Source organism: Streptomyces sp. NPDC047917 (assembly GCF_043204345.1).
GTDB classification, from domain to species: domain Bacteria; phylum Actinomycetota; class Actinomycetes; order Streptomycetales; family Streptomycetaceae; genus Streptomyces; species Streptomyces sanglieri.
Genome location: NZ_JBIDCA010000021.1, coordinates 24,413 through 50,283 on the forward strand (window position 1 = coordinate 24,413; position 25,871 = coordinate 50,283).

Consider the following 25,871-nt stretch of genomic DNA (forward strand, 5'->3'; position numbering starts at 1 on the left):
ATGGCTTCGCGCCGCAAGAAGGGTTCTCTTGCGGCGCGAAGCCCGCTGTCACGCCGGGGCGTGGGTGTGGACCGGGCCCAGTGGGCCGGCCTCCGGGCGGGCCAGCGAGGCCGCCCAGCGGTCGCCGATGTCGACGTCCATCACCTGCCAGCGCGATTCCTCGCCGCGGTAGCGGTGCACCACCCGCACGGGGCCGTCCTGCGCCGGACTGACGTCCAGCGTGTTGAGCGGCATGCCCAGCAGGCCGAGGCCGACGGCCTTGACCACCGCCTCCTTGCGGGTCCAGGCCCGGTGGAAGGCGGCGGCCCTGGCCGGGCCCGGGGGCAGCCCGAGGACGTGTGCGCCCTCCGAGGCGGTGAGGACCACCTCGGCCAGGCCGGCCGGTTCGACCGGTCTGAGGGCCTCCACGTCGACGCCCACCCAGTTGCCCGCCCGTACCGCGAGGGCTCCGGCCCCCGCCGTGCGGGACAGGCTGACCGCGAGCGGGACCGGCGGGTCGGAGACGGCGGGCGGGCCGTGCTCCCGGTCGCCGCAGCCGGGGCAGATCCGCCGGCCGAAGCCGACCTCCCCCGGTTCGACGCCGAGCAGCCCGGCCACGGCCCGCCGGGCACCGGCCCTGGTGGCGGTGAACGCGGCGGCGTCCGCCTCGGCGTGGAAGCGCTGGGCCCGGCCCCGCTCCACCTCGTCGAGAACGGCGTAGTCCGCCGGGTCGGTCCGTGCGCCGAGCGGCCACCACCACACGTGGATCTCGCCCGACTCCTGCATCCGGCCGACCGTTTCGAGCGCCGGTCGGGGTATGCGCACCTCGCTGATCGCGGTGTTCCGCCGAGGTGTCATCTGGCCTCCTCTCGATCCTTTCGATACGGCCGGTCTCAGGCCAGTCCGTTGAGGCGCAGGAGCAGATCCTTCACCTCGGTGGCGTGGTAGCGGTCCCGTTCCTGCCCCGGGTCGGAGCACAGCAGCAGCGGCCCGTCCCGGTGGTCCTGGGGCAGCCGTCCGTGGCTGCCCTTGACGTGGGCCGGGTCGAGCGGCACCACGGTGAGCGGTGCGCGCATCCCGGCCTTCTTGCGCAACAGGGTGAGTGCTGCCTTCGCCTTCACCGCCTTGTCGGCGGGGTCGAAGAAGAGTTCGGCCGGATCGTAGCCCGGTTTGCGGTGGATCTCGACGCCGCGCGCGAAGTCGGGGGCGCGGGTGTCGTCGAGCCAGTAGTAGTACGTGAACCAGGCGTCCGGCTCGGCGACGGCGACCAGCTCGCCCGCGTTGGGGTGGTCGATGCCGTACGTGGCCTGTTCGGTGCGGTCCCAGATCTCGTCGACGCCCTCGGTGTGCTTCAGGACGTCGCGGACGCGCGGGATGTCGGCGGGGTCGGCGACGTACACGTGGGCGGCCTGGTGGTCGGCCACGGCGAACGCGCGGGAGGTGCAGGGGTCCAGGTACTCCATGCCGCGCTGGCTGTACACCGAGAGGAGTCCCTCGCGGCGCAGTGCGCGGTTGATGTCGACCGGCCGGGAGACGGGGCTGATGCCGTACTCGCTGAGGGCGACGACCGTGGTCCCGCGGTCGCGCAGGTCGTCCAGGAGCGGGGCGAGCGCGGCGTCGGCCTCGCGGGCGGCGCGCACGGCCTGGGGGCTGTCGGGTCCGTAGCGCTGGAGGTCGTAGTCGAGGTGGGGCACGTAGATGAACGACAGGTCGGGGCGGCGGGTGTCGACGACATGGCGGGCGGCGCCGGCGATCCATCGGGTGGAGGCGATGGAGGCGGTCGGTCCCCAGTAGTTGAAGAGAGGGAACTCGCCCTGGCGGGCGGTGAGTTCGTCGCGCAGCCCGGCCGGTTTCGTATAGCAGTCGGGGGATTTGCGGCCGTCGTAGTGGTACACGGGTCGCGGCGTCAGTACGGTGTCGACGTCCGCGCCCATGGCCCACCACCAGCACAGGTACGCGGTGGTGTGCCCGGGGTCCTGCTTGCGGGCGGCCTGCCACACCTTCTCGCCCCCGACGAGGGCGTTGTGCTGGCGCCACATCATGACCTCGCCGTGGTCGCGGTGGTACCAGCCGTTGGCGACGGCCCCGTGGTCGCGGGGCAGCAGGCCGGTGGTGAGGGTGGCCTGGACGGTGGCGGTGACGGCGGGGAAGACGGTGTCGAGGCGGGCGGTGAAGCCCTGCTGGCCGATGGCCGCGACGTGCGGCATCTCGCCGAGCAGGCGTGGGGTGAGGCCTACGGTGCACAGCACCGCGACCTGGCGGTCGGTCATGGTGTGGCTCCGGCCTGATCGGTGAGACCGAGGCGGATCAACTCGCCGTAGGTCCACTCCAGTTCGGTGGCGATCCCGGCGGCGATGCCGGCCGACCCGGTGGGCCGGAGTCCGGCGGGCAGTACGTCCCAGGTGTACGTCTCGACCTCGACGTGGTCGGTGAGGGCGCGCTCCCCGCCGAGCGTCGCCCGCAGGGTCTCCTGGAGGGAGTCGCTGGTGTTGCGCAGCGGCGGCTCGGGCTGGTCGTGCAGGGGTACGTGGTAGTGGATGCGCCAGGGCGCGTCGCCGGGCAGGGCGCCCGCGAGGGCGGGGGCGAGGTCGTCGGAGCCGTGCAGGGTGCCGTCGGGGTCCTGTTCGCGGACCTGGTGCAGGAAGCGGGGTTCGGCGAAGGGGCGCAGCGCCTCGCGGGACTCGGGGTCGGCGGGGGTGTCGGCGACGAGGGCGGAGGACGCCTGGAGCTTGACGATGGGCACGCCTTCGGCGACGAGGGCGGCTACGGCGCTTGACGGGTTCTCGTGCTGGACGGCGAGGTGGCAGGCGTCCAGGCACAGGCCGATCCAGTCGTGGTCGGCGCCGGCGATGGCCTGGGCGGCCTGGGCGGTGGTCTCGGCGACGCAGCCGGGTTCGGGTTCCAGGCCGACGCGGATGGTGCGGCCGGTCTCGGCCTCGATCTGCTTGAGTCCGGCGGCGAGGTCGTCGAGGTGCCGGGCGGCGGTGGAGCGCTGCACGCCGGTCCAGGGGGTGCGCCAGGCCAGCGGCAGGGTGGATATGGAGCCGCGGGCGGCGTCCTCGGGGAGCAGTCCGGCGAGCACCTTGGCGAGGTTGAGGGTGTAGGTCAGGCGGGACGGCTCGGACCAGTCGGGGAAGTAGACGCCGCGTTTGACGACGGGGGTGTGGAAGCCGCGGTAGGGGAAGCCGTTGAGGGTGACGGTCTCCAGGCCCCGGGAGGTCAGGGCCCGGCGCAGCGCGGCGGTGTCGGCCGGGTGGTCGGCGAGGTGGTGGGCCACTTCGGCGGGGAGCCAGAGGCCGAGGCCGACGAGGTCGGTGCCGAGGTGCTGGCGTACCTGTTCCGCGTGGTCGGCGAGCTGGGCCGTGATCCCGTCGAGGGTCTCCGCCGGATGCACGTTGGTGCAGTAGGCGAGGTGGATGGTGGTGGAGTCCGAGTGGTGCAGACGCATGATGTATCGACCTCAACTGCCGCCGCGGGCGATCGAATTTCCGGCGTACAGCCCCGCGGCCTGCACATCGTTGTAACCGTCCAGGTCAAGCCTGCCCGACTGCCCGTAGAACGTGAGCGGGTTGCGCCACATGACGCGGTCGACATCATCCTCGTCGAAACCGGCTTCGAGCATGGTTTCCGCGGTGATCCTGGTGAGCAGGGGATCGCTGTGCCCCCAGTCCGCCGCCGAGTTAACGAGCATGTGCTCCGTTCCGTACTTTTTGAGGATGTCGACCATCCGCTGCGGGGTCATCTTGGTGTCCGGATAGATGGAGAACCCCATCCAGCAGCCGGTTCCGATCACCTCGGTGACGGTCACCTCGTTGAGGTGGTCGAGGACGACGTGACCGGGGTCGATGCCGGACTCCTCGATGACGGCCAGGGAGCGGGCGGTGCCGCCTGCCTTGTCGCGGTGCGGGGTGTGGACCAGTGCGGGCAGCCCGAACTCGACGGCGAGGCCGAGCTGTGCGGCGAAGGCGTGCTCCTCCGCTTCGGTCATGGTGTCGTAGCCGATCTCCCCGACCGCTACGACGGAATCCTTGGCGAGGTAGCGCGGCAGCAGGTCGAGAACCGGAGTGCAGCGCGGGTCGTTGGCCTCTTTCGGGTTGAGCCCGATGGTGCAGTGGTGCCGGATGCCGAACTGCGCGGCGCGGTAGGGCTCCCAGCCGAGCAGGGCGTCGAAGTAGTCGGCGAAGCTGGCCGGGTGGGTACGTGGCTGGCCGAGCCAGAACGCCGGTTCCACCAGGGCGCGTACACCTGCGTCGTACATGGCCCGGTAGTCGTCGGTGGTCCGGGACGTCATGTGGATGTGCGGGTCGAATATACGCATGGCCGATCTCCGTCGGGGTCTGTGGCCCGGCTCCGTTGCGGGCCGGGGTGGCGCTCAGCTGTCGTGGGTGGCGACCAGCCACAGGTCGGCGGGTACGGTGCGGCCCGCGGCCCGGCGCTCGGTCGCGAAGCCGACGGCCATCCGGGCCAGCTCGGCGTCCCGGCGTTCGTGCAGGCCGGCCACCTTGGCCAGCGGGATCCCGGTGAAGAGGCACTTCAGGACGGCCTGGCGCCAGCGGTACTGGTCGAGGTGGACCCGTGCGTAGGGACCGAGTGCGGCGGCGATGAGCCGGTTGTCGTTGGTGCGCAGCGCGTCGTCGGTGAGGTGGACGGCGGACGGTCCGAGCGGCAGGAAGGGCAGGGCGCACAGGACGCCGCGCCGCTCCGCCGCGTCGCCGGTGCGGTAGCGCTCCGTGGCCTCCTGCGCCAACTCCGGCCCTTGGAGCCCCAGTTGACTCAGGAGCCTGGTGCGTACGCCGTCCTCGACGCTCCAGCCCGCCCAGCCGGGCAGCCTGCCCCGGCCGTAGACGCGGCCGGCGGCGGGGAAGCGGCTGTCGAGGGCGGCCGGGCCCTGTTCGGCGACGGCCGCGAGGTCCTGGGCGAGGCGGGCGCGGTGCTCGTGGTCGAGGGCCGAGCCCAGGCCCTCGGTGAGGGCGCGCAGGGTGAGGGTGTGGTGCACGGTGGTCGGTGCCGCCGTGATCGTCGGTGCTGTCATACCGGTTCGGCCTCCTTCGACAGGGCTGCGGTGCGCAGGAATTCGATGCTGTGGCGGGCGGTCGCGGTCGCCGCGTGGCTGTGCCTGGGCAGCTCCACCGAGACCAGCCCCCGGTACCGGGCGGCGGCGAGGGCACGCAGTACCGGCGGGAAGTCGATCTCGCCGTCGCCGAACGGCAGGTGTTCGTGGACGCCGCGTCGCATGTCCTCGATCTGGACGTGGGCGAGGCGGTCGGACGCCAGTTCGACGCAGCGGGGGACGCTGTGGGGTTCGAGGCACCGGCAGTGGCCGATGTCGAGGGTGAGGCGGAAGCGGTCGGGGAGGCCGAGCTCGCGGTGCAGCCTGCGGTAGCCGGCGAGGTCGGCTACGAGCATGCCGGGCTCGGGCTCGAAGGCGAGGTCGATCCCGGTGGCGTCGGCGTGCGCGACGGTCTCGGCGCAGCCGTCGACGAGCCGCTGCCAGGCCTGTTCCGGGGTGGTGCCGGGGTCCGGGGTGCCGCTCCAGAAGTGGACGGCCCCGGCGCCGAGTTCGGCGGCGATGCCGATGGCGCGGCGCAGCAGTCCCAGGCGCAGGTCACGGCCCTCGGGCTCGGCGGAGAGCAGGGTGGGGCGGTGCTTGCGCCAGGGGTCGAGGAGGTAGCGGGCGCCGGTCTCGACGACGACGGCGAGGCCGGTGGAGTCGAGGGCGCGCCGGGTCTCGGCGATCCGCCGGGGCAGGTCGTGGGCGTAGGGGTCGAGGTGCTGGTGGTCCAGGGTGAGGGAGACGCCCTGGTAGCCGAGGTCGGCGAGGACGCGCAGCGCGTCGGGCAGCCGGTGGTCGGCGAAGCCGTTGGTGCCGTATGCGAAGCGCAGGTCGGAGGGGTCCGGGAGGTGGCTCATGTCGAGGACACCTTCCGGGCGAGCCGGCCCACCAGGGGCAGGGCGGCGACCAGCGGCAGGGCGAGCAGGGGTGCGCCGGCGCGGGCGACCAGGGTGGCCTGGAGCGGCAGCAGGGCGTGGATGCCCGCGCCGACGGCGGCACGGACGCGCGGGGCGGAGGGGTCGCGGACGACGGCGCTCTGGGCGCGGGCGCAGGTGCCGGCGTAGGTGGCGAGGGCCGCGCCGGTGACCAGGGCGTCGACGGGCCTGCGGGCGGCGGGGGCCTCTGGTGTCCCGGCGGCGGCGAGCAGTGCGGCGACCGATCCCGCGGCGGGGGCGCCGAGGTGGGCGCCGTCCGCCGCGACGGAGAACAGCCGGGCCGGGGTGGGCTGTTGGGCGGTGGACGCGGTCGCGGCGCGCGGGCCGGCGGCGGCCAGCAGGTGGGCCGCGCCCGCGCCGGTGATCGCGGTGGTCGTCGCCAGGGACAGCTTCGGCTCGCTCGTGGGCGCTCCGTCGACCTCGTGCCGGCTGAGCCGGGTCACCGCGAAGGTGTGCGCGGCGACGGCGGTGGCGGCCGGGAGGGCGGCGGCCGCGCGGCCGGGGCCGGTGCCGTGCAGGACGTCCAGGGCGCGGGCGGCGGCCATGGCTGCCGGGCCGAACGGGGTCGACTTGAGGCCGAGGTCGTACGCCCAGACGGCGGCGGCCAGCGGCAGGGTGCGCCGGAGCAGGGTGCGGCGGCCACCGGCGAGTGCGGCGAGGCCGAGACCCGCGCCGGTGAGGCCGATGGCGGTGGCGAGGGCGGCGCTCGGGGTGAGCCGGCCGGACGGGATGGGGCGTTCGGGACGTTCGGTGGCGTCCTCGGCACGGTCCGCCCAGTCGTTGAGGGCCATGCCCGCCCAGTACAGGGCGACGGAGGACGCGGCCAGGCCGGTGGTGCGGCCGATGCCCGGGCGGCCCGCCGCGAGTGCCCCGGCGACGACGTCGCCGGGGACCGTGATCGCGGCGGGGGCCCGGACCAGTTCCGCGTAGGTGCGCAGGGTGCTGTTCATCGCGGGGTGCCGATCGCGGCCGGGACCGGGGCGTTCGCCCAGGCGGTCAGGGCCTCGTACTGGAGGGTGAGGTTGTGCTCGCGGGAGCCGGCCGGGTCCTTGAAGAAGAAGCCGAGTGCGGTGAGCGCGCCGGATTCGCCGCGGCGGCGGCCGAGGGCGGCCAGCCGTACGAGGTCCAGGACGAGCGGGGCGGCGAGGGCGGAGTCGCAGCCCTGCCAGGTGAACTGCATGGACATCCGGACGCCGAGGAAGCCCTCGAAGGAGATGTGGTCCCAGGCGGTCTTCCACTCCCCCATCTCGGGGACGTTGTCGATGTGGACCTGGCCCTGGACGGGGTGGCCGACGGTCTCCTCCAGGCTGCGCTGCTTGGACTCGGTCTTGCTGCGGGCGGCCTCGGGGTCCTGGAGGGTGGCGCCGTCGCCACCGCCGAGCAGGTTGGTGCCGGACCAGGAGCGCAGGCGCAGGGCGCGCTGGGTGAACATCGGGGCGAGCGCGCTCTTGACGAGGGTCTCGCCGGTCTTGCCGTCGCGCCCGGCGTGCGGGACGCCGCAGGCGCGGGCGAGCTGCTCCAGGGCGGGCAGCGAGGCGCCCGCGGACGGGGTGAAGTTGACGTAGGCGCAGCCGGCCCGGAAGGCGGCGTACGCGTACAGGGAGCTGGGCGGCAGCAGGTCGGTGCTGGTGGCGAGGACCGCGTCGAGCTCCGTGAGGTCGAGGAAGGCCGGGTCGGGGTCGGGCAGCGGCTCGGTGGAGGAGACGTTGACAACGACGACCTGTTCCAGGGCGTGCCGTTCGCGGAAGGAGACGATGTCCGCGGCGAAGCGCGCGGCGGCCTCGGCCTGGGGCTCGCCGGGCCGCTGCGAGCCGTCGCGGATCTCGCGGTCGGTGGCCTCCAGGGCGCCGCGCACGCCGTCGAGGAGGGTGGCGGGCAGGACGCCCGCACCGGCGAGTTGCCCGGCCCTCGCCGTCAGTGGGACGGACACGATGTCGTGCCCGCCGAACACGAGGTCGGCGAGGGCCGGGAGCGATGCGTCGCGGAACGGGGGAAGGTCCGTGACGCATCCGTCACAGGAGGCGTTGCCCGCGGCGATCGCGGTGGCGCCGACGGTCGCGGCCGTGGCGACCGAGCCTCGTGCGCCGATCATCCAGACGCCGATGCGGGGTGAAGTTCCGGTCGTGGCTCGCATGATGGGCTGTGCCTCCTGAGTCGTACGGGGAGTGGGGTGCGGTCCCGGGGCGTGTGCGGGCACGCCCCGCGGACGGGCGGCGCGGCGTGCGGCGGCCTCCTAGAACTTGCCCATGTCGACGGGGTACGGGTAGGTGTCGAAGGCCGTGTCGAGCTGGTCCGGGCTGCGGTGCAGCCACTTGCGGGTGACGCCGTGCACGGTCCGCCGGGGCAGGCGCTTGTTGTCGTTCGCGTCGATGACCGGCTGGCCGATGGACTGGAGCTCCCAGGCGACGCCCGCGAGCCGGTTGATGTGCGTCCACCACTTCACGTCGATGTCCAGGAGCCGGAAGCCGGCCAGGAAGGGGTTCCAGCGGTGGTAGGCGTGGGTGAAGTCCGGCGGCGTGAAGTTCATCATGTGGACCTTGTTGCCGTCCGAGCGGCGCGGGTCGAACAGGATGCCCTGGCCGAAGTCCTGGAAGGAGCGGACCAGTGCCTCCGGGTCGTTCCCGTAGAACTCGCGGTAGACGTCGCGCTGGGCGTTGGAGAGCAGCACGAAGGCGTCGCGGTTGGGGCGGATGAGCTCCAGGTAGCTGCGCGGGTAGCGTCCGCCGGAGCGGGTGGCGGCCCACGCCGAGTCGACCATGGTGAACCCGCCGAGCGGCTTGACGATGGCGTCCACGGCCTCGACGGACTCGGGCGTCGGGTTGAAGTAGAAGCGCTCGTCGTACTCGTACCAGAACTCGTTGGCGCGACGGTCGCCGACCATGCCCGGGACGTCGGGGAACTCGCTGCGGGACCGGCCGTGTGCGGAGGCCGGCAGGGTGCCGGCCACCGTCACCGCGGCCGCCGCCCCGGCGATGCCGGCGGCGGCCCTGAGGACGCCCCGGCGGTCCATGGTGTTCTGCGGCATGGGTGGATCTCCTTCGTCAGTGGGCGGTGCGGGGGATTGCGGTGATGGGACGACTCTCGCGGGCCGGACTATGTGCGTCCTATAACCGCTCAGGCAGGGCGTATTGCCTGGTCAAAGGGGGTAAGAGCGGTCCCGAAGCCACCGCGATGCCGGGACGATATGGCAACGGACTACGTTCTTCCGGAAACAGATGTACGAATCAATACATCGTTTTTCGGCCATTCAAGCGGCCAGTACCGGTCACTGTCCCCACCAGTGAAGGAGTCACTGTGGTCACGCTCACGAGCGCCCGGGTCCAGCAGAAGGACACCGGCGACAACGGGGGCATCCCCCGATTACATGGCCCCCTCGCCTGGTGCGCGGGGGCCATGGCACTGCTCGCGGTGACAGCCGCGGGCGGCCTGTTCCTCGACGGACGCACCGTGCTGGGTGAGGGGGTGTGGCTCAAACCCCTGAAGTTCGCGGTCTCCTTCGGCCTCTACACGATCACCCTGGCGTGGATGATCGGCCGGACGGACCGGTGGCGGCGCACCTTGCGCAGACTCGGCACCGTCACCGTGGTGCTGTTCATCGTCCCGGAGATATCGATCATCACGTTCCAGGCCGTGCGGGGCGAACGCAGCCACTTCAATGTGTCGTCCACGCTCAACGACGTGCTGGTCAAGGCGATGGGCGGCGCGGCTTACATCGGCTGGGCCATGACCCTGCTGCTCGGGATCTTCCTGTTGTGGCAGCGCAAGGTGGACCGGCCGCTGGCCTGGGCCATCCCGATCGGGCTGTTCGTCTCGCTGGCGGGCATGTCGATCGGCTATCTGATGACCACCCCCACGGCCGCGCAGCAGCGGGCCCTGGACGCCGGGGAGCATCCGGCCACGCTCGGCGCGCACAGCGTCGGGGTGCTGGACGGCGGTGCCGGTCTGCCGCTGACCGACTGGGCGACCGGTGGCGGGGATCTGCGCGTGGCGCACTTCGTGGGGCTGCACGCGCTGCAGCTGCTGCCACTGGCCGCCGTGGGTCTCGGGATGCTCGCGGGAAGGCTGCCACTGCTGCGCGGCGAGGGTACGCGTACGGCCCTGATCGTCGTCGGCGGAGCCGGCCACGCCGGGCTCACCGCACTGCTGTTGTGGCAGGCGGAGCGGGGTCAGCCGGTGCTCGAACCCGACCGGCTCACGCTCACCACCGCCGCCTGGCTCGTCGGCGCGGTCGTGGTGGCGGTCGCCGTGGTGCTCGCCACGGCGTCACGTGACCGGCGCGACTCGCCCGGGGGCTGACGCTCCGGGGGCTGGCGCTCCGGGCACTGAGGCTCCGGGCACTGAGGCTCCGGGCACTGAGGCTCCGGGCACTGACGAGGAGGGGGCCACCGCGGCTGCGGTGACCCCCTCCTTCGTCTGCGCGCCCCGCCGGGCGTCCGGTCAGTCGGCCGCCGCGAACGGGCCCCGGCGCAGGGCCGGGGAGATCAGCGCGGCGAGGGCCGTCACGGCCATCGCGAGGCTGAGCCCCAGGATCGTCCGGGTCGGGCCGAGGCCCTCCAGCGCGAAGCCGGCCGCGACCGGTCCCGCGGCCATCGCGCCGCCACCGACCAGCATGGCCAGGGAGTTGGCCCGTCCCCGCATGCTGTCCGGTGCGATCCGGACGAGGTAGACCCCGCCCGCCACGTTGAACACACCGCCCACGTAACCGCTCAGCGCGAAGATCGCACCCAGCGCGTAGGGGTCGCGGAGCACGGCGACGGGCACCATCAGCAGCGCCCACACCGCCAGCCCGCCGATCACCAGGGCGCGCATCGAGAGCCGTTCGGTCCACCGGCCGCCGCTGAGCGCACCGATCAGACCGCCCGCCCCGCTGAGCGAGAGCACGACGCCCACCTGGAACTCGGTGCCGCCCGCCGACTGGATGCCGGACATCACCGCCAGGTTGAGCCCCTGGAAGAGGATGTTGGAGACGGCGACGGCGGCCATCACGGCCCGCAGGAAGTGCTGGCGCCACATCCAGACGAGACCGGCCCGGACCTCGGCGGCGAGCGCCGTCCGGGGCGCGTCCTTCCGTTCCTGCTGAAGCTTCCCGCGTACCCCGAACAGGCAGATCACAGCGGCCAGTTGACCGGCCGCCGCCGCCACGAACGGCAGCGCGGAGCCGAGGGTGACCAGTCCGCTGCCCAGGGGCTGGCCCGCGATGGCGGCCCCCCGGGTGCGGGCCTCGTTGCCGGTCATGGCGGCGCCGATCTGCTCGGGCGGCACCACGGCGGGCACGGCGGCCCGCTCGGCCAGCTGGAACAGCACACCGAGGGTGCCCTCGACGAACGCGGCGGCCAGCAGCGCCCACAGCCAGACGTGCCCGCTCAGCAGGAGCGCGGCGATCACACCGGCCACCACCGCCTGGCCGAGTCCGGTCACCAGCATGATGCGCCGCCGGTCCCAGCGGTCGACGAGCGCACCGCCGGGCAGCTGCACCACGAGCTGCGGGAGCAGCAGCGCGGTCCCCACGAGTCCGGCGTCGCTGGGCGACCGGGTCGCCCACAGGACGGCGAGCGGATACGCGACGGCGGTGGCCCGCCCGGCGAGCAGCGAGAGGCCGGCGCCGCCCCACAGCAGGCGGTAGTCGCGGTTGCGGCGCAACGGCACGGGCGGCGCGGCGGTCTCCCCGTCCGGTTCCGCCGCCGGTTCCGCCGCCGGCTCGGGCTGCGCGGTCGTCCGGCGCTTCTGCTCCGGCGCCGCGTCGTCCCGTTGCTCGGCCAGGAGCCAGGGCAGCACCGCCGGATCGGTCAGTTCGGTCCGTCCGGCCGAGCCGCTCTGTTCGGTCGGGTCGGTCAAGGCGGTCGGGTCAGTCGGGGCCGTCAGGGAGTCGATCGCGGGTTTCATCGCGCGGCCACCAGATCGCGGTCCGTGCGGTGGGCCGCCCCGGTCACGGGTTCCCTTGCCACGGGCTCCCCGGCCTTCGGGGACGCCTCTGCGGTGCGGACGAACTCCAGTACCGCCATCGCGCTGTGCATCTTGTTGGTGGCCTGGGCGAAGGCGATGCTGTGCGGTCCGTCCAGTACCTCGGCCACCACCTCCTCGCCCCGGTGGGCGGGCAGGTCGTGCATGAACACGGCGTCCGGGCTGGTCTCCCACAGTGCGGGGGTGACCTGGAACGGGGCGAAGATGTCCCGCCAGTCGGGGTCGGGCTTGCTGGTGCCGGTGGTCTGCCAGCGGGTCGTGTAGATCACGTCGTAGTCGCCGGTCAGTCCGTCCATGTCGGACCGCTCGACCAGGGTGGCGCCGGTACGGGCGGCCCGGTCGCGGGCCCGCCGCGCGATCGCCTCGTCGAGGCCGTAGCCGGGCGGGGTGCGGACCTCGAAGTGGACACCGGGGAAACGGGTCAGGGCGAGCGCGAGGGCCGCCGCCGTGTTGTTGCCCTCGCCCGCGTACAGGATCCGCAGCCCGTCGACGTGGCCGAAGTGGCGTACCAGTGTGGTGAGGTCGGTGAGCGCCTGGGTGGGGTGTTCCTCGGCGGTCATGGCGTTGACGACGGACATCGTCCCCTGGTGTGCCCAGCCGCGCAGTTCGGCCTCGGGACCGGCGGTCCGGGCGACGAGGACGTCGAGCATCCCGGACAGCACCCGGCCGGTGTCCTCGGTGGTCTCGCCGGTGTTGAGCTGGAGGTCGCCCGGCCCGTAGGCGATGAGGGAGCCGCCCAGCCGCAGTGACCCGGAGGAGAAGGCGGTACGGGTGCGGGTGGAGGTCTTGGCGAAGTAGACGCCGACCACCTGGCCGTCCAGCGGAGCGGGCCGCCGGGCGAGGCCGGCGGAGAACTCGGCACCGCGGTCCACGATCCGCCGCAGCTCCGCGTCGGTGAGGTCGTCGATGGAGATCAGATGACGCATGGGGTCAGCCTTCCTGGGCCGGGTCGTGGGCCGTGCGGACGTCGAGTGCGGCGGCGAGGTGTTCCACCGTGTGGTGGCTCAGTGCGGTCGCGAGGTCGAGGGGGAGCCCGGCCCTTCGGGCGGCGAGCAGCAGGGGCGGTACGAGCAGGGAGTCGCCGCCGAGGTCCCTGAAGTCGTCGTGCACACCGACCTGTTCGAGGCCGAGCACTTCGGCCCAGACGGCGGCGAGCCGTCGCTCGGTGTCGGTGCGCGGTTCCTCGTAGGGGGCGTCGGCGGCGGTGGCGGCGCGGGCCACCAGGGCGAACCGGTCGCGTTTGCCGTTCTCGCCGAGCGGGAGCGCGGGCAGTGCCGTGACGGTCGCCGGGATGACGGCGGCGGGCAGCACCCCGCGCAGCCTCTCCCGCAGGGCGGGCACGGAGACGGTGTGTCCCTCGGCGGGCACCACCCAGGCCGCGAGGCGCTTGCCGCCGTCGGCGGCGTCGACCGCCGTGACGAGGGCTTCGCGCACGGAGGGGTCGGCGGCGAGCGCGGCCTCGGCCTCGCCGGGTTCGACGCGGTGTCCCCGGATCTTGACCTGGTCGTCGGCGCGGCCGAGGAACTCCAGGGCGCCGCCGGGGAGCCGCCGGGCGAGGTCTCCGGTGCGGTAGAGGCGGGTGCCCGGCAGTCCGTAGGGGTCGGGCAGGAACGCGACGGCGGTGAGGCCGGGGCGTCCGGCGTAGCCGCGGGCGAGCCCGTCGCCACCGAGGTACACCTCGCCGGTGATGCCGTCCGGGACCGGCCGCAGCGCGCTGTCCAGGAGCCGCAGGGTGACGCCCGGGAGCGGGGAGCCGAGGGCGACCAGGGTGCGCGGGGCGCGGGGCCGTTCGGGGGCGTGCAGGGTGTCGGCGTGCTGGAGTCCGGCCCGGACGCCGGCCGGTGGAGCGACGGGGCGCCGCGTGTTCCGGTGCCGGGGCAGGACGCGCAGCGCGGTGGCGGCGACGGTTGCCTCGGTGGGTCCGTACTCGGCGGCGAGGACCATGCCCCCGGTCCCGATGCGGGCGGCGACCCGGTCGGCCTGCGCGGCCGGGTAGGCGTCGCCCGCGCAGACGGCGAGCGCGGCCAGGGAGCCGAGTTCGGCGTCGGTCAACTGGTCTTCCAGGAGCGTCAGATGGCCGGGGGTGAGTCCGACGAAGGAGTAGGGCGCGCCCTTGAGGAGTTCGGCGCCGAACTCCCCCGGCCCGTACGACTGCGGGAGCAGCCGCACGGTCTGCCCGGTCATCAGGGGTGCGTACAGCGCGGGGATTCCGAGGTCGAAGCCGACGGAGGTGAACCACGGCGCGCCGCCGGTGCCCGCCGCCGCGTACTGCTCGACCGCCCAGTGCAGGTAGTGGGCGAGGGAGCGGTGGCTGACCTCGACGCCCTTGGGGGTGCCGGTGGAGCCGGAGGTGTGCAGGACGTACGCGAGCCGGTCCGGGTCGTGGGCGGTGGCGGGCCGGGCGGGTACGGGGGTGTCGCTGAGGTCCTCGGTGACCAGGAGCGGGATGTCGCCCAGGCGGGCGGCGTGGCGGCGTTCGGTGACCGCGAGAGCGAACTCGGCGCCGGCGATCCGGGCATCGGGGGTGCAGGGGTCCACGGGCACCTGCGCGGCGCCCGCCTTCCAGACGCCCAGGAGCGCGGCGACCAGGTCGGGGCCCCGGTCCAGGAGCACCGCGACCCGGGTCTCGGGACCGGCGCCGAGGGCGCGCAGCCGGTGGGCGACGGCCTCGGCGCGGGCGTCGAGCGCGGCGTAGGAGAGAGTGGCGGAGGAGAGAGTGGCGGAGGAGTGGGTGGCGGAGGAGTGGGTGGCGGACGCGAAGGAGAGGGCGGGGGCGGTCGGGGTCCGGGCGGCCTGTGCCTCGAACGCGCCGAGCACGTCGGCGGGGGTGTCGGAGTGCGGCAGGGCGGGTGCGGCCAGGGCGGCCCGCTCGTAGGTGTCGGGGTAGGAACCGCCGGCGTCGCCGTCGGCACCGGTGCGCGCCATGTCGGCGAAGACGGCGGTGTACAGCGCGGCGAGGCGCTTGGCCCGGCCCCGGGAGAGGGTGCGGGTGCGGGAGGCGATGGACAGGTGGCCGCGCACGGGGGTGCCGACGACGAGCCGGAACTCGTTGGGGCTGTCGTCACGGCTGGCCATGATGTCGATGAGTTCGGTGTCGACCTGGTGGAAGTCCAGGTAGTGGAAGAGGACGTCGATGAGGTGGGACTCGCCGCCGGGTCTGCGCATGGCGGGCATCGGGTAGCGGCGGTGCGGCCACAGCTCGACCTCGCGGGCGAAGACCTGCTGGGCGAGTTCGCCCCAGGTCACGGCGGTGCGCTCGTACGGGAAGGGCACCGAGTTGAGGTACATGCCGGACACGCGTTCGGCGCCCGCCTCCTCGGGGCGCGCGTCGGCGACCATGCCGCCGCGGAACCGCTCGGCGCGGGTGAGCAGCGAGAGGACCTTGCTGTGCGCGGCGTGCAGGACGCTCTTGTAGGGGACCTCGGCGGCGGTGGCCAGCGCGCGCAGGCCGGGTTCGACGTCGCCGAGCGGGACGTCGATGCGGTAGCGCTCGTCGCCCTCGTCGTCGCCCTGCCAGCCGGCCGGGACGCTGAACCGCTCGTACGTGTCGACGATGTGGCGCCAGTGGTCGCGGTCGGCCGGGTCGTCCAGTGAGCGAAGTTCGCCCGCGACGAAGTCGGCGTAGCGGACGGCGGGCACCGGCGGGGCGGGCTCGGGCTCCGCGCCGGAGCGCAGCGCGCGGTAGGCGCGGAGCATCTCCATCAGCTGGGAGTGGTAGCTCCAGCCCTCGATGACGGGGTGGCACTCGGTGATGGACAGCCACCAGCTCTCGTCGTCCAGGAGGTGGACGGCCATCCGCATGAGAGGTGCGCGGGTGAGGTCGAAGAGCTCCTCGCGGTCGCGGTCGGCGAATTCCCAGAGGGCCAGTTCGCGGCGGGCGGCCGGCAGGTGGCGCAGGTCGTCGAAGACGCAGGGCATCCGCGAGGCGGCGTGGACGAGCTGGAGCGGCCGGGAGTAGCCGTCGAGGGCGAAGGAGGTCCGCATGACCTCGTGGCGTTCGACGATCAGGTCGGCGGCCCGTTGGAACGCCCCGGGGTCGAAGGGGAGTTCGTCGCGGATCCGGAAGGAGGTGATGTTGTGGTAGCGGTTCTCGGAGCTCTCGCCGTACATCTCGACGAGCATCCCGGCCTGGGTGAGCGAGACGGGGTAGGCGTCGGTGACGTCGGCGGGCAGCGCGGCCCGGTCCTCCTCCCCGATGAGGGCGAACCGGGCGACGGTACCGCCCGGTCCGGCGACGTCCGCGTCGCCGAGGGCGGCCCGCAGCCGGGCCACGGTGCGGTGCGCGAAGATGTCGCGGACGCTGGTCTCCCAGCCGGCCTCGCGCAGCGCGCCGACGAGGGTGACGGCGCGGATGGAGTCGCCGCCGAGTTCGAAGAAGTTGTCGTGGACGCCGACGGTGTCCCGGCCCAGGACGGTGGCCCAGATTCCGGCGATGGCGCCTTCGGTGGCGTCGCGGGCCTCGACGTAGTCGCCGACGGCGGTGGCGGCGCGGCCCGGGGCGGGCAGCGCGCGCCGGTCGAGCTTGCCGTTGGCGGTCAGCGGCAGGGCTTCGAGAGTGAGGTAGGCGGCGGGCACCATGTACGGCGGAAGGGTCTCGCCGACTCGGGCGCGCAGCGCGGCCGGGGTGAGGTCGTCGGGGGCGACGCCTTCGGCGGGGACGACGTAGGCGACGAGTTCCCTGGCGCCGGGGCTGTCCTCGCGGACGAGGGCGACGGCTTCGGCGACGGCCGGGTCGGCGGTGAGCGCGGCCTCGATCTCGCCGGGCTCGATGCGGTAGCCGCGGAGTTTGACCTGGTGGTCGGCGCGGGCGACGAAGTCGAGGTTGCCGTCGGGCAGCACGCGGGCGATGTCGCCGGTGCGGTAGAGCCGGGTACCGGCCGGGCCGTAGGGGTCGGGCACGAAGCGTTCGGCGGTCAGGTCGGGGCGGCCCGCGTAGCCGCGGGCGACGCCGATGCCGCCGATCCACACCTCGCCGGGCACGCCGACGGGCAGCGGTCGCAGGTGCTCGTCGAGGACGTACATGGTGGTGTGCGGGACGGCGCGGCCGATGGGGACGAGTTCGGTGGTGACGGGTCCGTCGAGGAAGTACGCGGAGTTGCCGACGGTGATCTCGGTGGGGCCGTACTCGGCGGCGAGGCGGGTGCCGTCGGGGCCCGCCGAGGTGGTCCAGCGCTCGGCGAGCCGGGCGGTGAAGGAGTCACCGGCGGCGATGACGAGACCGGCCAGCTTCCTGATTTGATCATCCGTCAACTGCTGCTGAAGCAGGTCGAGATGGCCGGGGGTGAGCTTGATGAAGGCGTACGGGGCGCCCGCGGCGAGCAGGGCGCCGAGGTCGGCGGTGTCGAAGTCCTGCGGGAGCAGGTGGACGTCGCGGCCGGTCATCAGCGGCGCGTACAGGTCGGGTACGCCGAGGTCGAAGGCGATCGACGAGAACAGCGGGGCACCGCCGGGGCCGGCTTCCGCGTATGCCCGGACGGTCCAGCCGAGGTAGTTGGCCAGCCCGTGGTGGGTGACGAGGACGCCCTTGGGACGGCCGGTGGAGCCGGAGGTGTAGATGACGTAGGCGAGTGCGTCGAGGTCGTACCCGGTGGGCAGCGCGGCGGTGGCGGCCGCGCGGGCGGCCTGCTCGGCCGGGTCGTCGGTGACCAGGACGGTGAGGCCGCCGTTGTCGGCGACCGGAACGGTGGAGCCGTCCTTACCGGCGACCGGGGCGGCGGGGCCCTCGAAGCGGTCGGCGTAGCGGGTCTCGGTGAGGACGGTCCGGGTGCCGGTGGTGGCCAGCATGTGGCCGACGCGCTCGTCCGGGTAGCCGGGGTCGACGGGTACGTACGCGGCTCCCGCGCGCCAGATGCCGAGCAGGGCGGCGACCAGTTGCGGCGAGCGGTCCAGGAGGACGGCGACGGTGTCCTCGGGGCCGATGCCGAGCCCGGCGAGCCGACGGGCGTACTGCTCCGATTCCTCGGCGAGCCGGCGGTAGGTGTACGTGGTGTCGCCGTGGCGCAGGGCGGTGGCGTCGGGGGTGGCCGCGGCCTGTTCCAGGATGGTTTCCAGGACCGGGCGCAGGGCGGTGGCGTCGAGGGGGTGATCGGTGCCGACGGGGGTGGCCGGTCCGTCCAGGAGCAGGGCGCGCTCCTCGGGGCCGATCGGGTCGAGGGTGGAGAGCGGGGCGTCGGGGGTGGCGGCGATCTCGGCGAGGAGCCGGGTGTAGTGCCCGGCGATCCGGGCGGCGGTGGCCGCGTCGAAGAGGGCCGTGGCGTATTCGAGGCTGCCGTGCAGAGTGCCGTCGGCGCGTTCGGTGAGGTGCAGCGTCAGGTCGAAGCGGGCGATGGAACTCGCGGCGGGAACCGGCTCGGCGCTGATGCCGGGCAGGTCGGGGCCGTCGGCCCCCTCGCCGGACGCGAGGTCGAACATGACCTGGAAGAGCGGCGTGGTGGACAGGTCGCGTTCGGGCTCCAGCTCGTCGGCGATCCGGTCGAACGGCGTCTCCTGGTGGTCGAAGGCGTCCAGCACGGTGGTGCGGTTGGCGGCGAGGACGTCCCGGAAGGCCGGGTCGGCACCCCAGCGGGACCTCAGCACCAGGGTGTTGTACGCGTATCCGGCCATCTGCCGCAGTTCGGGGCGGGTACGTCCGGAGACGGCGGTGCCGACCGAGACGTCCCGCTTGCCGGTGTAGCGGCCGAGCAGGGTCTGGTAGGCGGTGAGCAGCACCATGAAGAGGGTGGCGTCACCGTCGCGGGCGACCTTGCGCAGCGCGGCGGCGGTGGTGGCGGGGACGTCGAAGCCGTGTGTGGCGCCGCCCCAGGTGCGCACGGCGGGGCGGGGCCGGTCGGTGGGCAGGGCGAGCGGTTCGACGCCGGCGAGTTCCCGGCGCCACCGGTCGAGGCCGCGGTCGGCCTCGGGGCCGTTCTGCCTGCGGGCCGCCCAGGCCGCGTAGTCGGCGTACTGGACGGGCAGTTCGGGCAGTTCCTCGCCCCGGTAGAAGGCGGCGAGGTCGGCCAGCAGCAGCGGGCGGGTCAGCGCGTCGCAGGCGATGTGGTGCATGACGACGAGCAGGACGTGGTCGTCGGGGGCGAAGCGCAGCAGCCTGACCCGCAGCGGGTGGTCGGCTGCCAGGTCGAAGGTCTCGGCGGCGCGGGCCTCGGTGAAGGCGACGGCGGCCGCGTCCCGGGCGGCCGCGTCCAGGCCGGGCCGGTCGGTGACGGCGAGGTCGACGGGACCGGCCGGGTCGACGACCTGCCGGGGGTCTGCCGCGTCCAGGACGTAGCGGGTGCGCAGGATCTCGTGGCGGGCGGCGAGCGCGTCGCACGCCTGCTGGAGGGTGCCCGGCGAGAGCGGGCCGCGCAGCCGGTACGCCATCGGCAGCAGGTATTCGGGGCTCTCCGGGTCGAGCTGGTGCAGGAACCACAACTGGCGCTGCCCGGCCGAGAGTTCGAGAGGTCTGGTGCGGTCGGCGCGCGGGATCGCGGCGGCGCGGGCGGGAGTGCCGGCGCCGCGCCCGGCGAGGCGGCGGCGCAGGAGCTCGGCGCGCAGCTCCTCCTGCGTGGGCTGCGTCGGCGCGGTGGGTGCGGTCACGGCTGGTACTCCCTGTGGGCGAGGGCGAGTTCGGCTTCGGTGAGCGTCTCTATCTCGGCCGTCACGGCCTCTTCCACGGCTTCGGCGAGCCGGGCGACGGTGGGGCGTTCGAAGACGGCGCGCAGGGGCAGTTCGACATCGAACTCCTCCTGGATGCGGGCGACGACCTGGGCGGCGCGCACGGAGTTTCCGCCACTGCGGAAGAACCCCTGGCGGGAGCCGATCCGGTGGCCCGCGACGGCGTCCGGGCCGTGCAGCACCTCGGCCCAGATCCCGGCGATGATCTCCTCGACGGGACCCTCGGGCGCGGTGTACGGCTCGTCGGCGAGCGCGGCGGCGAGGTCGGGCGTGGGCAGCGCCGCGGTGTCGACCTTGCCGTGCCGGGTGAGCGGAACGGCGGTGATCGGCACGAGCAGCGCGGGGACCATGTAGTCGGGCAGCCTGCGGGCGCAGTGGTCCAGGAGCGCGCTGTCGCCGGGCACGGGGGTGTCGTCGGCGGCCACCCAGTAGCCGATGAGCGCGGCGTCGGATCCGGTGCCGTGGACGGTGACCACGGCCCGGGAGACTCCGGGGTGCTCGGCCAGGACGCCCTGGACCTCGCCGGTCTCCACCCGCCTGCCACGGATCTTGACCTGGCCGTCGGCGCGGCCGGCGAACTCCAGTGTGCCGTCGGGCAGCATGCGGGCCATGTCGCCGCTGCGGTAGAGGCGGGCGCCGGGCTCGCCGTACGGGTCGGGCACGAAAGCGGCGGCGGTCAGGCCGGGCCTGCCGTGGTAGCCGCGGGCGAGGGCGGTCCCGCCGATGCACAGCTCGCCGGTCACCCCGTACGGCACGGGGGTGAGGTTCTCGTCCAGGACCCGGACCGTGCAGTGCGGGTAGGGGCGGCCGATCGGGGTGGACCGCGCGGTGTCGTGCGCGTCCCACCGGGTGGAGGCGATGGTCGTCTCGGTGAGCCCGTACTCGTTGATGAACCGCCGCAGCCTGCGCGAGAGGTCGCGGGCGAGGGCCGGCGGGCAGTCCTCGCCACCGGTCTTGCCGACCAGTGGGCGGCGGCCGAATCCGGCGTCGATCAGCATCTGCCAGTGCGCGGGGGCGGCCTGGAGATGGCTGACGCCGTGCCGGTCGAGCAGCGCCAACTGGGCGCGGTGGTCGCGCAGTTCGTGGTCCTGGGCGAGGACGACCCGGCCGCCCGCGACGAGCGGCATGACGAGTTCGGTCCAGGAGATGTCGAACGTGGGCTGGGCCAGGGCGAGGTAGGCGTCGTCGGGGCCCTGCCCGAAGTCCAGGTGGGCCTGGAAGGCGCGCAGGGTGGGCAGCAGGGTGCGGTGTTCGACGGCGACGCCCTTGGGGCGGCCGGTGGAGCCGGAGGTGTACATCAGGTAGGCGAGGCGGGTGCCGTCCCCGGCGGGCAGCGGCTCGGCGTCCGCCGGCGGCGCGGCGTCCGTTTCCGTGTCCAGGGTGAGGACGGCGCCCCGGTGGATCCCGGCCAGGCGGGCGGCGCCCACCGTGTCGGTGACGAGGACGCCCGCCCCCGAGTCGGCGAGCACATGGGCGATCCGGTCGTCGGGAGCGCCCGGGTCGAGCGGCACATGGGCGGCCCCGGCGTGCCAGCTGCCGAGGATCGTGGCGAGCAGGTCGGGGGTGCGGCCGAGCAGCACAGCGACGGTGGTCTCCGGGCCGGCGCCGAGAGCGCGCAGCCGGTGGCCGAGGAATTCGGCGCGCCGGGTCAGCCGCCGGTACGTCCAGGTCTCGTCGCCGCAGACGACGGCCGGGTCGTCGGGAGAGCGCCGGGCCACCTCCGCGATCGCGGTGTGCACGCCGCCGTCGGACGCTCCGGTGATGGTGTCCCCCGCTCCGGCGGGTCCGGGGCCGTGGGCGACGAGTTCGGTGCGCAGCGGGGCGGGCAGGAGGTCGGCGGTACCCAGCCGTACCCACGGGTCGTCGGTGACCGCCTCCAGCAGGCGGGTCCAGCAGTCGGCGAACCGTTCGACGGTGGCCGGGTCGAACAGGGCGGTGGCGTACTCGGCCATGCCGAGCAGGGAGCCGTCGTCCCGGCGCTGCACGACGAGCGTGAGGTCGGTGCGGGCGGCCTGCCAGGCGCCCCGGAAGGCGTCGAGGTCGCCGGCCGAGGTCGCGGTGCCGGTGCGGCCTTCCTCGTGCAGGTCGAACATCACCTGGTAGAGCGGGGTGCGGGCGGCGTCGCGGCTCTCGTCGAGTTCGGCGACGAGCCGGTCGAAGGGCAGCTCCTGGTGGGCGAAGGCCGTGCGGGCGGTGTCGCGGACCCGGACGACGGCGTCGCGGAAGGTGTCGTCGGCCGCGGCGTCGCAGCGCAGCACGAGGGTGTTGAGGAAGAACCCGACGACATCGGCGGTCTCGGGCCGCTCGCGGCCGGCCACCGGGATGCCGACCGGGACGTCCCAGCGGCCGGTGAGGCGGGCGACGAGCGTGGAGAACGCGGTGAGCAGGGTCTGCTGGAGGGTCGCCCCGCAGCTGCGGCCGAGGGCGGCGACGCGCTCGGTGAGCGCGGCCGGGATCGTGAAGAGGTGGACGGCGCCGTGCGCGTCGCGCACCGGGGGCCGGGGCCGGTCGGTGGGCAGGTCGAGCGGGGCGATGCCGTCCAATGCCCGCTTCCAGTGGTCGAGTTCGCGTGAGACGAAGGTGTCGGTGAGCCGGGCGCGCCGGTGGGCGGCGTGGTCGGCGTACTGCACCGGGAGCTCGGGCAGCCGGGCGTCGGTGCCGGTGTGCGCGGCCTCGGCCAGGGCCTTGAGGTCGCGCTCCAGGACGACGGAGGACCAGCCGTCGCAGGCGATGTGGTGCAGCGAGAGGATCACGTGCAGCCGCTCGGTCCCTCCGCGTACGGTCAGGGCCCGCCAGACGGGGCCGTTCTCCAGATCGAAGGGGCGGGCGAACTCCTCCTGCACGGTTGCGTTCAGCTCGGCGGCGGTGGCGGCGAGGGCGGTGCGCAGCCGGGGCGGGCGGGTGCCGGGCGCATCGGCGATCTGGACGGGCTCGGTGCCGTTCAGCACGTACCGGGTGCGCAGGATCTCGTGCCGGTCGGCGAGTGCGCCGAGGGCGGCGGCGACGGTGGCGTCGCTGTACTCGGCGGGCAGGGTGAAGAAGGCGGGGGCGTTCCACTCGCTGCTGCCGGGGCGCAGCCGGTCGAGCAGCCACATGCCCTGCTGGCCGGGCGAGAGGGGCAGGCCCTCGGGCTTGCGGGGCACGGGAAGGACCGTTTCCGCAAGGTGGTCGTCGCCGGTCGGGTCGGCGGGGTGGCCGATCAGTGCGGCCTGGGTCTCGACGGTGGTCGCGGTGAACAGGGCGCGCAGCGGTACGCGGGTGCCGGCCGTCGCGGACAGCAGCTCGGAGAGCCGGGTCAGCATCAGTGAGGAGCCGCCGAGCTGGAAGAAGTCGTGGGTGGCGCCGATCTCCCCGGCGGGGACGGCGATCAGCTGGGCCCAGATCTCGGCGACGGCCCGCTCGGTGGCGTCGCGCACCGGTATGTGGGCGGTCTCGGTGCGGCTCTCGGCCGGGTCGGGCAGCGCGCCCCGGTCGATCTTCCCGCTGGCGGTGAGCGGCCACTCGTCGACGGTCACGAAGACGGCGGGCACCAGGACATCGGGCAGGGTGCGGCGCAGGAAGGCGCGCAGTTCGTCGGGACGGGGCGCCTCGCCACGCGGCTGCACCCAGGCGGCGAGGCGGTGGCCGCCGCCGGCGGGGTCGGGCACGGCGGCGGCGACCGCGGTGCGCACCCAGGGGTGGGCGGCGAGCGCGGCCTCGACCTCGCCGGGCTCGATCCGTACGCCGTTGACCTTGACCTGCTGGTCGAGGCGGCCGAGGTATTCGAGGACGCCGTCGGCGCGCCAGCGCACCTTGTCTCCGGTGCGGTAGAGCCGCTGTCCCTCGTTGTGCGGGTCGGGCACGAAGCGTTCGGCGGTCAGGTCCGGGCGGCCCAGGTAGCCGAGGGCGAGCCCGATGCCGCCCGCGTGGAGTTCGCCGGGGACTCCGACCGGAACGGGCCGTCCGGCCGGGTCGAGGACGACCACGCGCATGTTGCCGATGGGCCGCCCGACGGGGACGGCGCCGGTGTCCCGGTCCGGGTCCCACAGGTGCTCGGTGATGTCGACGGACGCCTCGGTGGGTCCGTAGGTGTTCCAGATCCGTACGCCGGGCACGCGTTCGAGGATGCGGCGGCACAGGTCGGCGTGGAGGGGTTCACCGGCGCTGAAGACCAGGCGCAGGGAGGTGGCCCGCTCCCAGCCGGGTTCGTCCACGAGGCGCCGGTAGACGGAGGGGACGCCCTGGAGGACGGTGACACCGCGGTCGGCGACGGCGGCGAGCAGGGTCGCCGGGTCGCGCTCGGCGCCTTCCGGCGCGAGTACGAGGGCGGCGCCGCTGACGAGCGGGGAGAACAGCTCCAGTCCGGCTGCGTCGAACCCGACGGTGGTCTTGAGCAGCACCCGGTCGGTGGGGCCGAGCCGGTGGCGGTGGGCGAGCCAGCGCACCCGGTTGGCGATGCCCTCGTGCGGAACGACGACGCCCTTGGGACGGCCGGTGGAGCCGGAGGTGTGCAGTACGTAGGCGGGCCTGGCAGGTTCGGGGACGAACTCCGTTACCGCTGCGGGCTGTTCGCCGTCGGGATCCTGGCGCTGTTCGTCGGTGACGTCCTCGGCGAGCAGCACCCGGGTGCCCGTGGGCAACTTGCCGGCGGTGGACCGCTCGGCGACGGCCACCGGCGCCTGCGCGTCGTCGAGGACGAGGGCGATGCGGCTCTCGGGGTGGTTGGGGTCGAGCGGTACGTAGGCGCCACCCGCCAGCCATACGCCGAGGAGCCCGGCGACCAGGTCGGGTCCGCGGTGCAGGCACACGCCCACGAAGTCGCCGGGGCGCACGCCCAGGGCGTGCAGCCGGGCGGCGAACAGGGCGGCGCGCGCGCCGAGTCCGGCGTACGTGACCACGCTTCCGTCTGCGCCGATCACGGCGGGAGCGTCGGGGGTACGGGTGCGCTGGGCGGCGAACAGCGCGGGCAGCAGGGGTGCGGTCCTGGGCCGGGCAGTGGTTGCACCGGTGTACGAACCCGACAGCGTGCGGTCGTTCACAGTCTCTCCTCCATCGGGATCGGGCGGCGCGGTGGGGGTCGGGCCCGGCCTCGGATCCGGCGGCCAGTTCGGTCAGGCGGCGGTGGCGTCCATGCGGCGGCGCAGGCTCAGCGGGCGCAGGTCGGTCCAGATCTCGGTGATGCGGGCGAGGCACTCCTCGCGGGTGCCCTCGCTGCCTTCGGCGTGCCAGCCGGCCGGCAGGGCACGGTCGGCCCACCAGATCGAGTACTGCTCCTCGTCGTTGAGCACGACGCGGTACAGGGTCTCTTCGGTCCGTTGTTGATCGCTCATCAGTTCGACGCCCCTTTGTGTGGTCGGTTATGGCCATGTTTGAAGGGCGGCCTATCCGGGCCCTATGCCGGCCATGTATTCATCGGCCGGGGCATGGGGGCGTTCTCCGTCCGGCGTTCCGGTGCCGGCTCCGGCCACGTCCACCGCACCGGCTACGAGCGCTGCGCCTCGGCCCGCTCGGGCATGCCCGGCCGGCTCGTCACGGACGCGGAGCGGTGCCTCGATGATCGGAGCGCCGGCTCAACGATCGGAGTGGCGCGTCGGAGTGGCGCATCGGAGTGGCGCGTCAACGGTCGGAGTGGCGCGTCAACGGTCGCAGCAGCGCCTCAACGGTCGGTGAGCAGCCCGGCGTCGTGTGCGAGGACGGCGGCCTGTACGCGGTTGGCGCAGCCGGTGCGTGTGAGGATCCGGCTGATGTGCGCCTTGACCGTGCCGGCGCTCAGATACAGCTGATCGGCGATCTCGGCGTTGGACAGGCCCGTGCCGAGCAGTCGCAGGACGTCCCGTTCGGCCGGGGTCAGCTCTTCGGTCCTGCGCAGGGCGGCCTCGGTGTCCCGTCCGGACTGCACGTGCCGCTCCAGCAGCCGGCGGGTGATCCGGGGTGCCAGTACGGGTTCCCCCCTCGCCGCGAGTTGCACGGCGCGGATCAGCTCGGTGGGGCCGGTGTCCTTGAGGAGGAACCCGCTCGCGCCGGCCCGCAGGGCGCGCGTCACGCGCGCTTCCTCGCCGAACGCCGTCAGCATCACGACACAGGTGCGGGGCGAGAGGCGGGCGATGTCCTCGGCGGCCGCGATTCCGTCCCTGGTCGGCATCTGGATGTCGAGGAGGGCTACATCGATGTCCTGGGCGCGGCACGCCGCTGCGGCTTCCCGACCGTCGCCCGCCTCGGCGACCACTTCGATGTCCTCGGCGTTCTCCAGGATGAGCCGGATCCCGGCACGCATCAGCGCCTCGTCGTCGGCGACCAGGACTCGGATCATCAGC

Annotated in this window: 16 protein-coding genes; 1 reads left to right on the forward strand and 15 read right to left on the reverse strand. The window is 73.9% G+C overall.

The window, feature by feature from the left end; all coding sequences use genetic code 11:
- Positions 1–48: 48 nt before the first annotated feature.
- The 9 genes from ACGF8B_RS38455 to ACGF8B_RS38495 all read right to left on the reverse strand — a co-directional run bounded on the left by ACGF8B_RS38455 (position 49) and on the right by ACGF8B_RS38495 (position 8,992).
- Positions 49–837, reverse strand: a complete 789-nt coding sequence (locus ACGF8B_RS38455) for a 4'-phosphopantetheinyl transferase family protein (protein WP_392747183.1) — start codon at positions 835–837, stop codon at positions 49–51.
- Positions 838–872: 35 nt separating this feature from the next.
- A complete protein-coding gene (locus ACGF8B_RS38460) occupies positions 873–2,249 on the reverse strand; it encodes an alkaline phosphatase family protein (RefSeq protein ID WP_392747184.1) in 1,377 nt (458 codons plus the stop codon).
- The gene (eboE, locus tag ACGF8B_RS38465; protein WP_392747186.1) at positions 2,246–3,427 is read right to left on the reverse strand and encodes a metabolite traffic protein EboE; all 1,182 of its coding nucleotides are present in this window, start codon (positions 3,425–3,427) and stop codon (positions 2,246–2,248) included. The genes ACGF8B_RS38460 and eboE overlap by 4 nt, the downstream gene beginning before the upstream one ends.
- Before the next feature lie 12 nt (positions 3,428–3,439).
- Entirely contained in the window at positions 3,440–4,297 is an 858-nt protein-coding gene (locus tag ACGF8B_RS38470; RefSeq protein ID WP_342281039.1) for a TatD family hydrolase, read from the reverse strand.
- 54 nt (positions 4,298–4,351) lie between these two features.
- Positions 4,352–5,011, reverse strand: coding sequence for an EboA domain-containing protein (locus ACGF8B_RS38475; RefSeq protein WP_392747189.1), 660 nt, complete (start codon positions 5,009–5,011; stop codon positions 4,352–4,354).
- Entirely contained in the window at positions 5,008–5,889 is an 882-nt protein-coding gene (locus ACGF8B_RS38480) for a sugar phosphate isomerase/epimerase family protein (RefSeq protein ID WP_392747190.1), read from the reverse strand. The genes ACGF8B_RS38475 and ACGF8B_RS38480 overlap by 4 nt, the downstream gene beginning before the upstream one ends.
- Positions 5,886–6,917, reverse strand: a complete 1,032-nt coding sequence (locus ACGF8B_RS38485) for an SCO3242 family prenyltransferase (protein WP_392747191.1) — start codon at positions 6,915–6,917, stop codon at positions 5,886–5,888. Before ACGF8B_RS38485 ends, ACGF8B_RS38480 begins: the two co-directional genes overlap by 4 nt.
- The gene (locus ACGF8B_RS38490) at positions 6,914–8,101 is read right to left on the reverse strand and encodes an inositol-3-phosphate synthase (protein WP_392747192.1); all 1,188 of its coding nucleotides are present in this window, start codon (positions 8,099–8,101) and stop codon (positions 6,914–6,916) included. The genes ACGF8B_RS38485 and ACGF8B_RS38490 overlap by 4 nt, the downstream gene beginning before the upstream one ends.
- A 99-nt stretch (positions 8,102–8,200) precedes the next feature.
- Complete coding sequence (locus ACGF8B_RS38495) at positions 8,201–8,992, reverse strand: Tat pathway signal sequence domain protein (protein ID WP_392747193.1); 792 nt, start codon at positions 8,990–8,992, stop codon at positions 8,201–8,203.
- A 269-nt stretch (positions 8,993–9,261) separates the two neighbouring features.
- On the opposite strand from ACGF8B_RS38495, the gene ACGF8B_RS38500 reads away from it, so the two are divergent.
- On the forward strand, positions 9,262–10,263 hold the full coding sequence (locus tag ACGF8B_RS38500) for a hypothetical protein (protein ID WP_392747195.1): 1,002 nt from the start codon (positions 9,262–9,264) through the stop codon (positions 10,261–10,263).
- A 141-nt stretch (positions 10,264–10,404) separates the two neighbouring features.
- Here ACGF8B_RS38500 and ACGF8B_RS38505 read toward each other — a convergent pair whose 3' ends face one another.
- The 6 genes from ACGF8B_RS38505 to ACGF8B_RS38530 all read right to left on the reverse strand — a co-directional run bounded on the left by ACGF8B_RS38505 (position 10,405) and on the right by ACGF8B_RS38530 (position 25,867).
- Positions 10,405–11,850, reverse strand: a complete 1,446-nt coding sequence (locus ACGF8B_RS38505) for an MFS transporter (RefSeq protein ID WP_392747196.1) — start codon at positions 11,848–11,850, stop codon at positions 10,405–10,407.
- Positions 11,847–12,854 carry an ornithine carbamoyltransferase gene (locus ACGF8B_RS38510; RefSeq protein WP_392747198.1) on the reverse strand — a complete coding sequence of 336 codons (1,008 nt, stop codon included), beginning with the start codon at positions 12,852–12,854 and terminating at the stop codon, positions 11,847–11,849. Before ACGF8B_RS38510 ends, ACGF8B_RS38505 begins: the two co-directional genes overlap by 4 nt.
- Before the next feature lie 4 nt (positions 12,855–12,858).
- The gene (locus ACGF8B_RS38515; RefSeq protein ID WP_392747199.1) at positions 12,859–19,500 is read right to left on the reverse strand and encodes an amino acid adenylation domain-containing protein; all 6,642 of its coding nucleotides are present in this window, start codon (positions 19,498–19,500) and stop codon (positions 12,859–12,861) included.
- A complete protein-coding gene (locus ACGF8B_RS38520) occupies positions 19,497–24,596 on the reverse strand; it encodes an amino acid adenylation domain-containing protein (RefSeq protein ID WP_392747201.1) in 5,100 nt (1,699 codons plus the stop codon). The genes ACGF8B_RS38515 and ACGF8B_RS38520 overlap by 4 nt, the downstream gene beginning before the upstream one ends.
- Before the next feature lie 72 nt (positions 24,597–24,668).
- A complete protein-coding gene (locus ACGF8B_RS38525) occupies positions 24,669–24,887 on the reverse strand; it encodes an MbtH family protein (protein WP_392747202.1) in 219 nt (72 codons plus the stop codon).
- A 326-nt stretch (positions 24,888–25,213) separates the two neighbouring features.
- Positions 25,214–25,867 (reverse strand): response regulator, encoded by a 654-nt coding sequence (locus tag ACGF8B_RS38530; RefSeq protein ID WP_392747203.1) that lies wholly within the window; start codon positions 25,865–25,867, stop codon positions 25,214–25,216.
- Between the last annotated feature and the right edge of the window lie 4 nt (positions 25,868–25,871).

Coding starts and splice junctions, on each gene's coding strand:
- ACGF8B_RS38490 (WP_392747192.1), bottom strand. CDS start 8,101: ATGCGAGCCACGACCGGAACTTCACCCCGCATCGGCGTCTGGATGATC.
- ACGF8B_RS38495 (WP_392747193.1), bottom strand. CDS start 8,992: ATGCCGCAGAACACCATGGACCGCCGGGGCGTCCTCAGGGCCGCCGCC.
- ACGF8B_RS38475 (WP_392747189.1), bottom strand. CDS start 5,011: ATGACAGCACCGACGATCACGGCGGCACCGACCACCGTGCACCACACC.
- ACGF8B_RS38485 (WP_392747191.1), bottom strand. CDS start 6,917: ATGAACAGCACCCTGCGCACCTACGCGGAACTGGTCCGGGCCCCCGCC.
- ACGF8B_RS38480 (WP_392747190.1), bottom strand. CDS start 5,889: ATGAGCCACCTCCCGGACCCCTCCGACCTGCGCTTCGCATACGGCACC.
- ACGF8B_RS38455 (WP_392747183.1), bottom strand. CDS start 837: ATGACACCTCGGCGGAACACCGCGATCAGCGAGGTGCGCATACCCCGA.
- ACGF8B_RS38530 (WP_392747203.1), bottom strand. CDS start 25,867: ATGATCCGAGTCCTGGTCGCCGACGACGAGGCGCTGATGCGTGCCGGG.
- ACGF8B_RS38460 (WP_392747184.1), bottom strand. CDS start 2,249: ATGACCGACCGCCAGGTCGCGGTGCTGTGCACCGTAGGCCTCACCCCA.
- ACGF8B_RS38505 (WP_392747196.1), bottom strand. CDS start 11,850: ATGAAACCCGCGATCGACTCCCTGACGGCCCCGACTGACCCGACCGCC.
- eboE (WP_392747186.1), bottom strand. CDS start 3,427: ATGCGTCTGCACCACTCGGACTCCACCACCATCCACCTCGCCTACTGC.
- ACGF8B_RS38525 (WP_392747202.1), bottom strand. CDS start 24,887: ATGAGCGATCAACAACGGACCGAAGAGACCCTGTACCGCGTCGTGCTC.
- ACGF8B_RS38510 (WP_392747198.1), bottom strand. CDS start 12,854: ATGCGTCATCTGATCTCCATCGACGACCTCACCGACGCGGAGCTGCGG.
- ACGF8B_RS38470 (WP_342281039.1), bottom strand. CDS start 4,297: ATGCGTATATTCGACCCGCACATCCACATGACGTCCCGGACCACCGAC.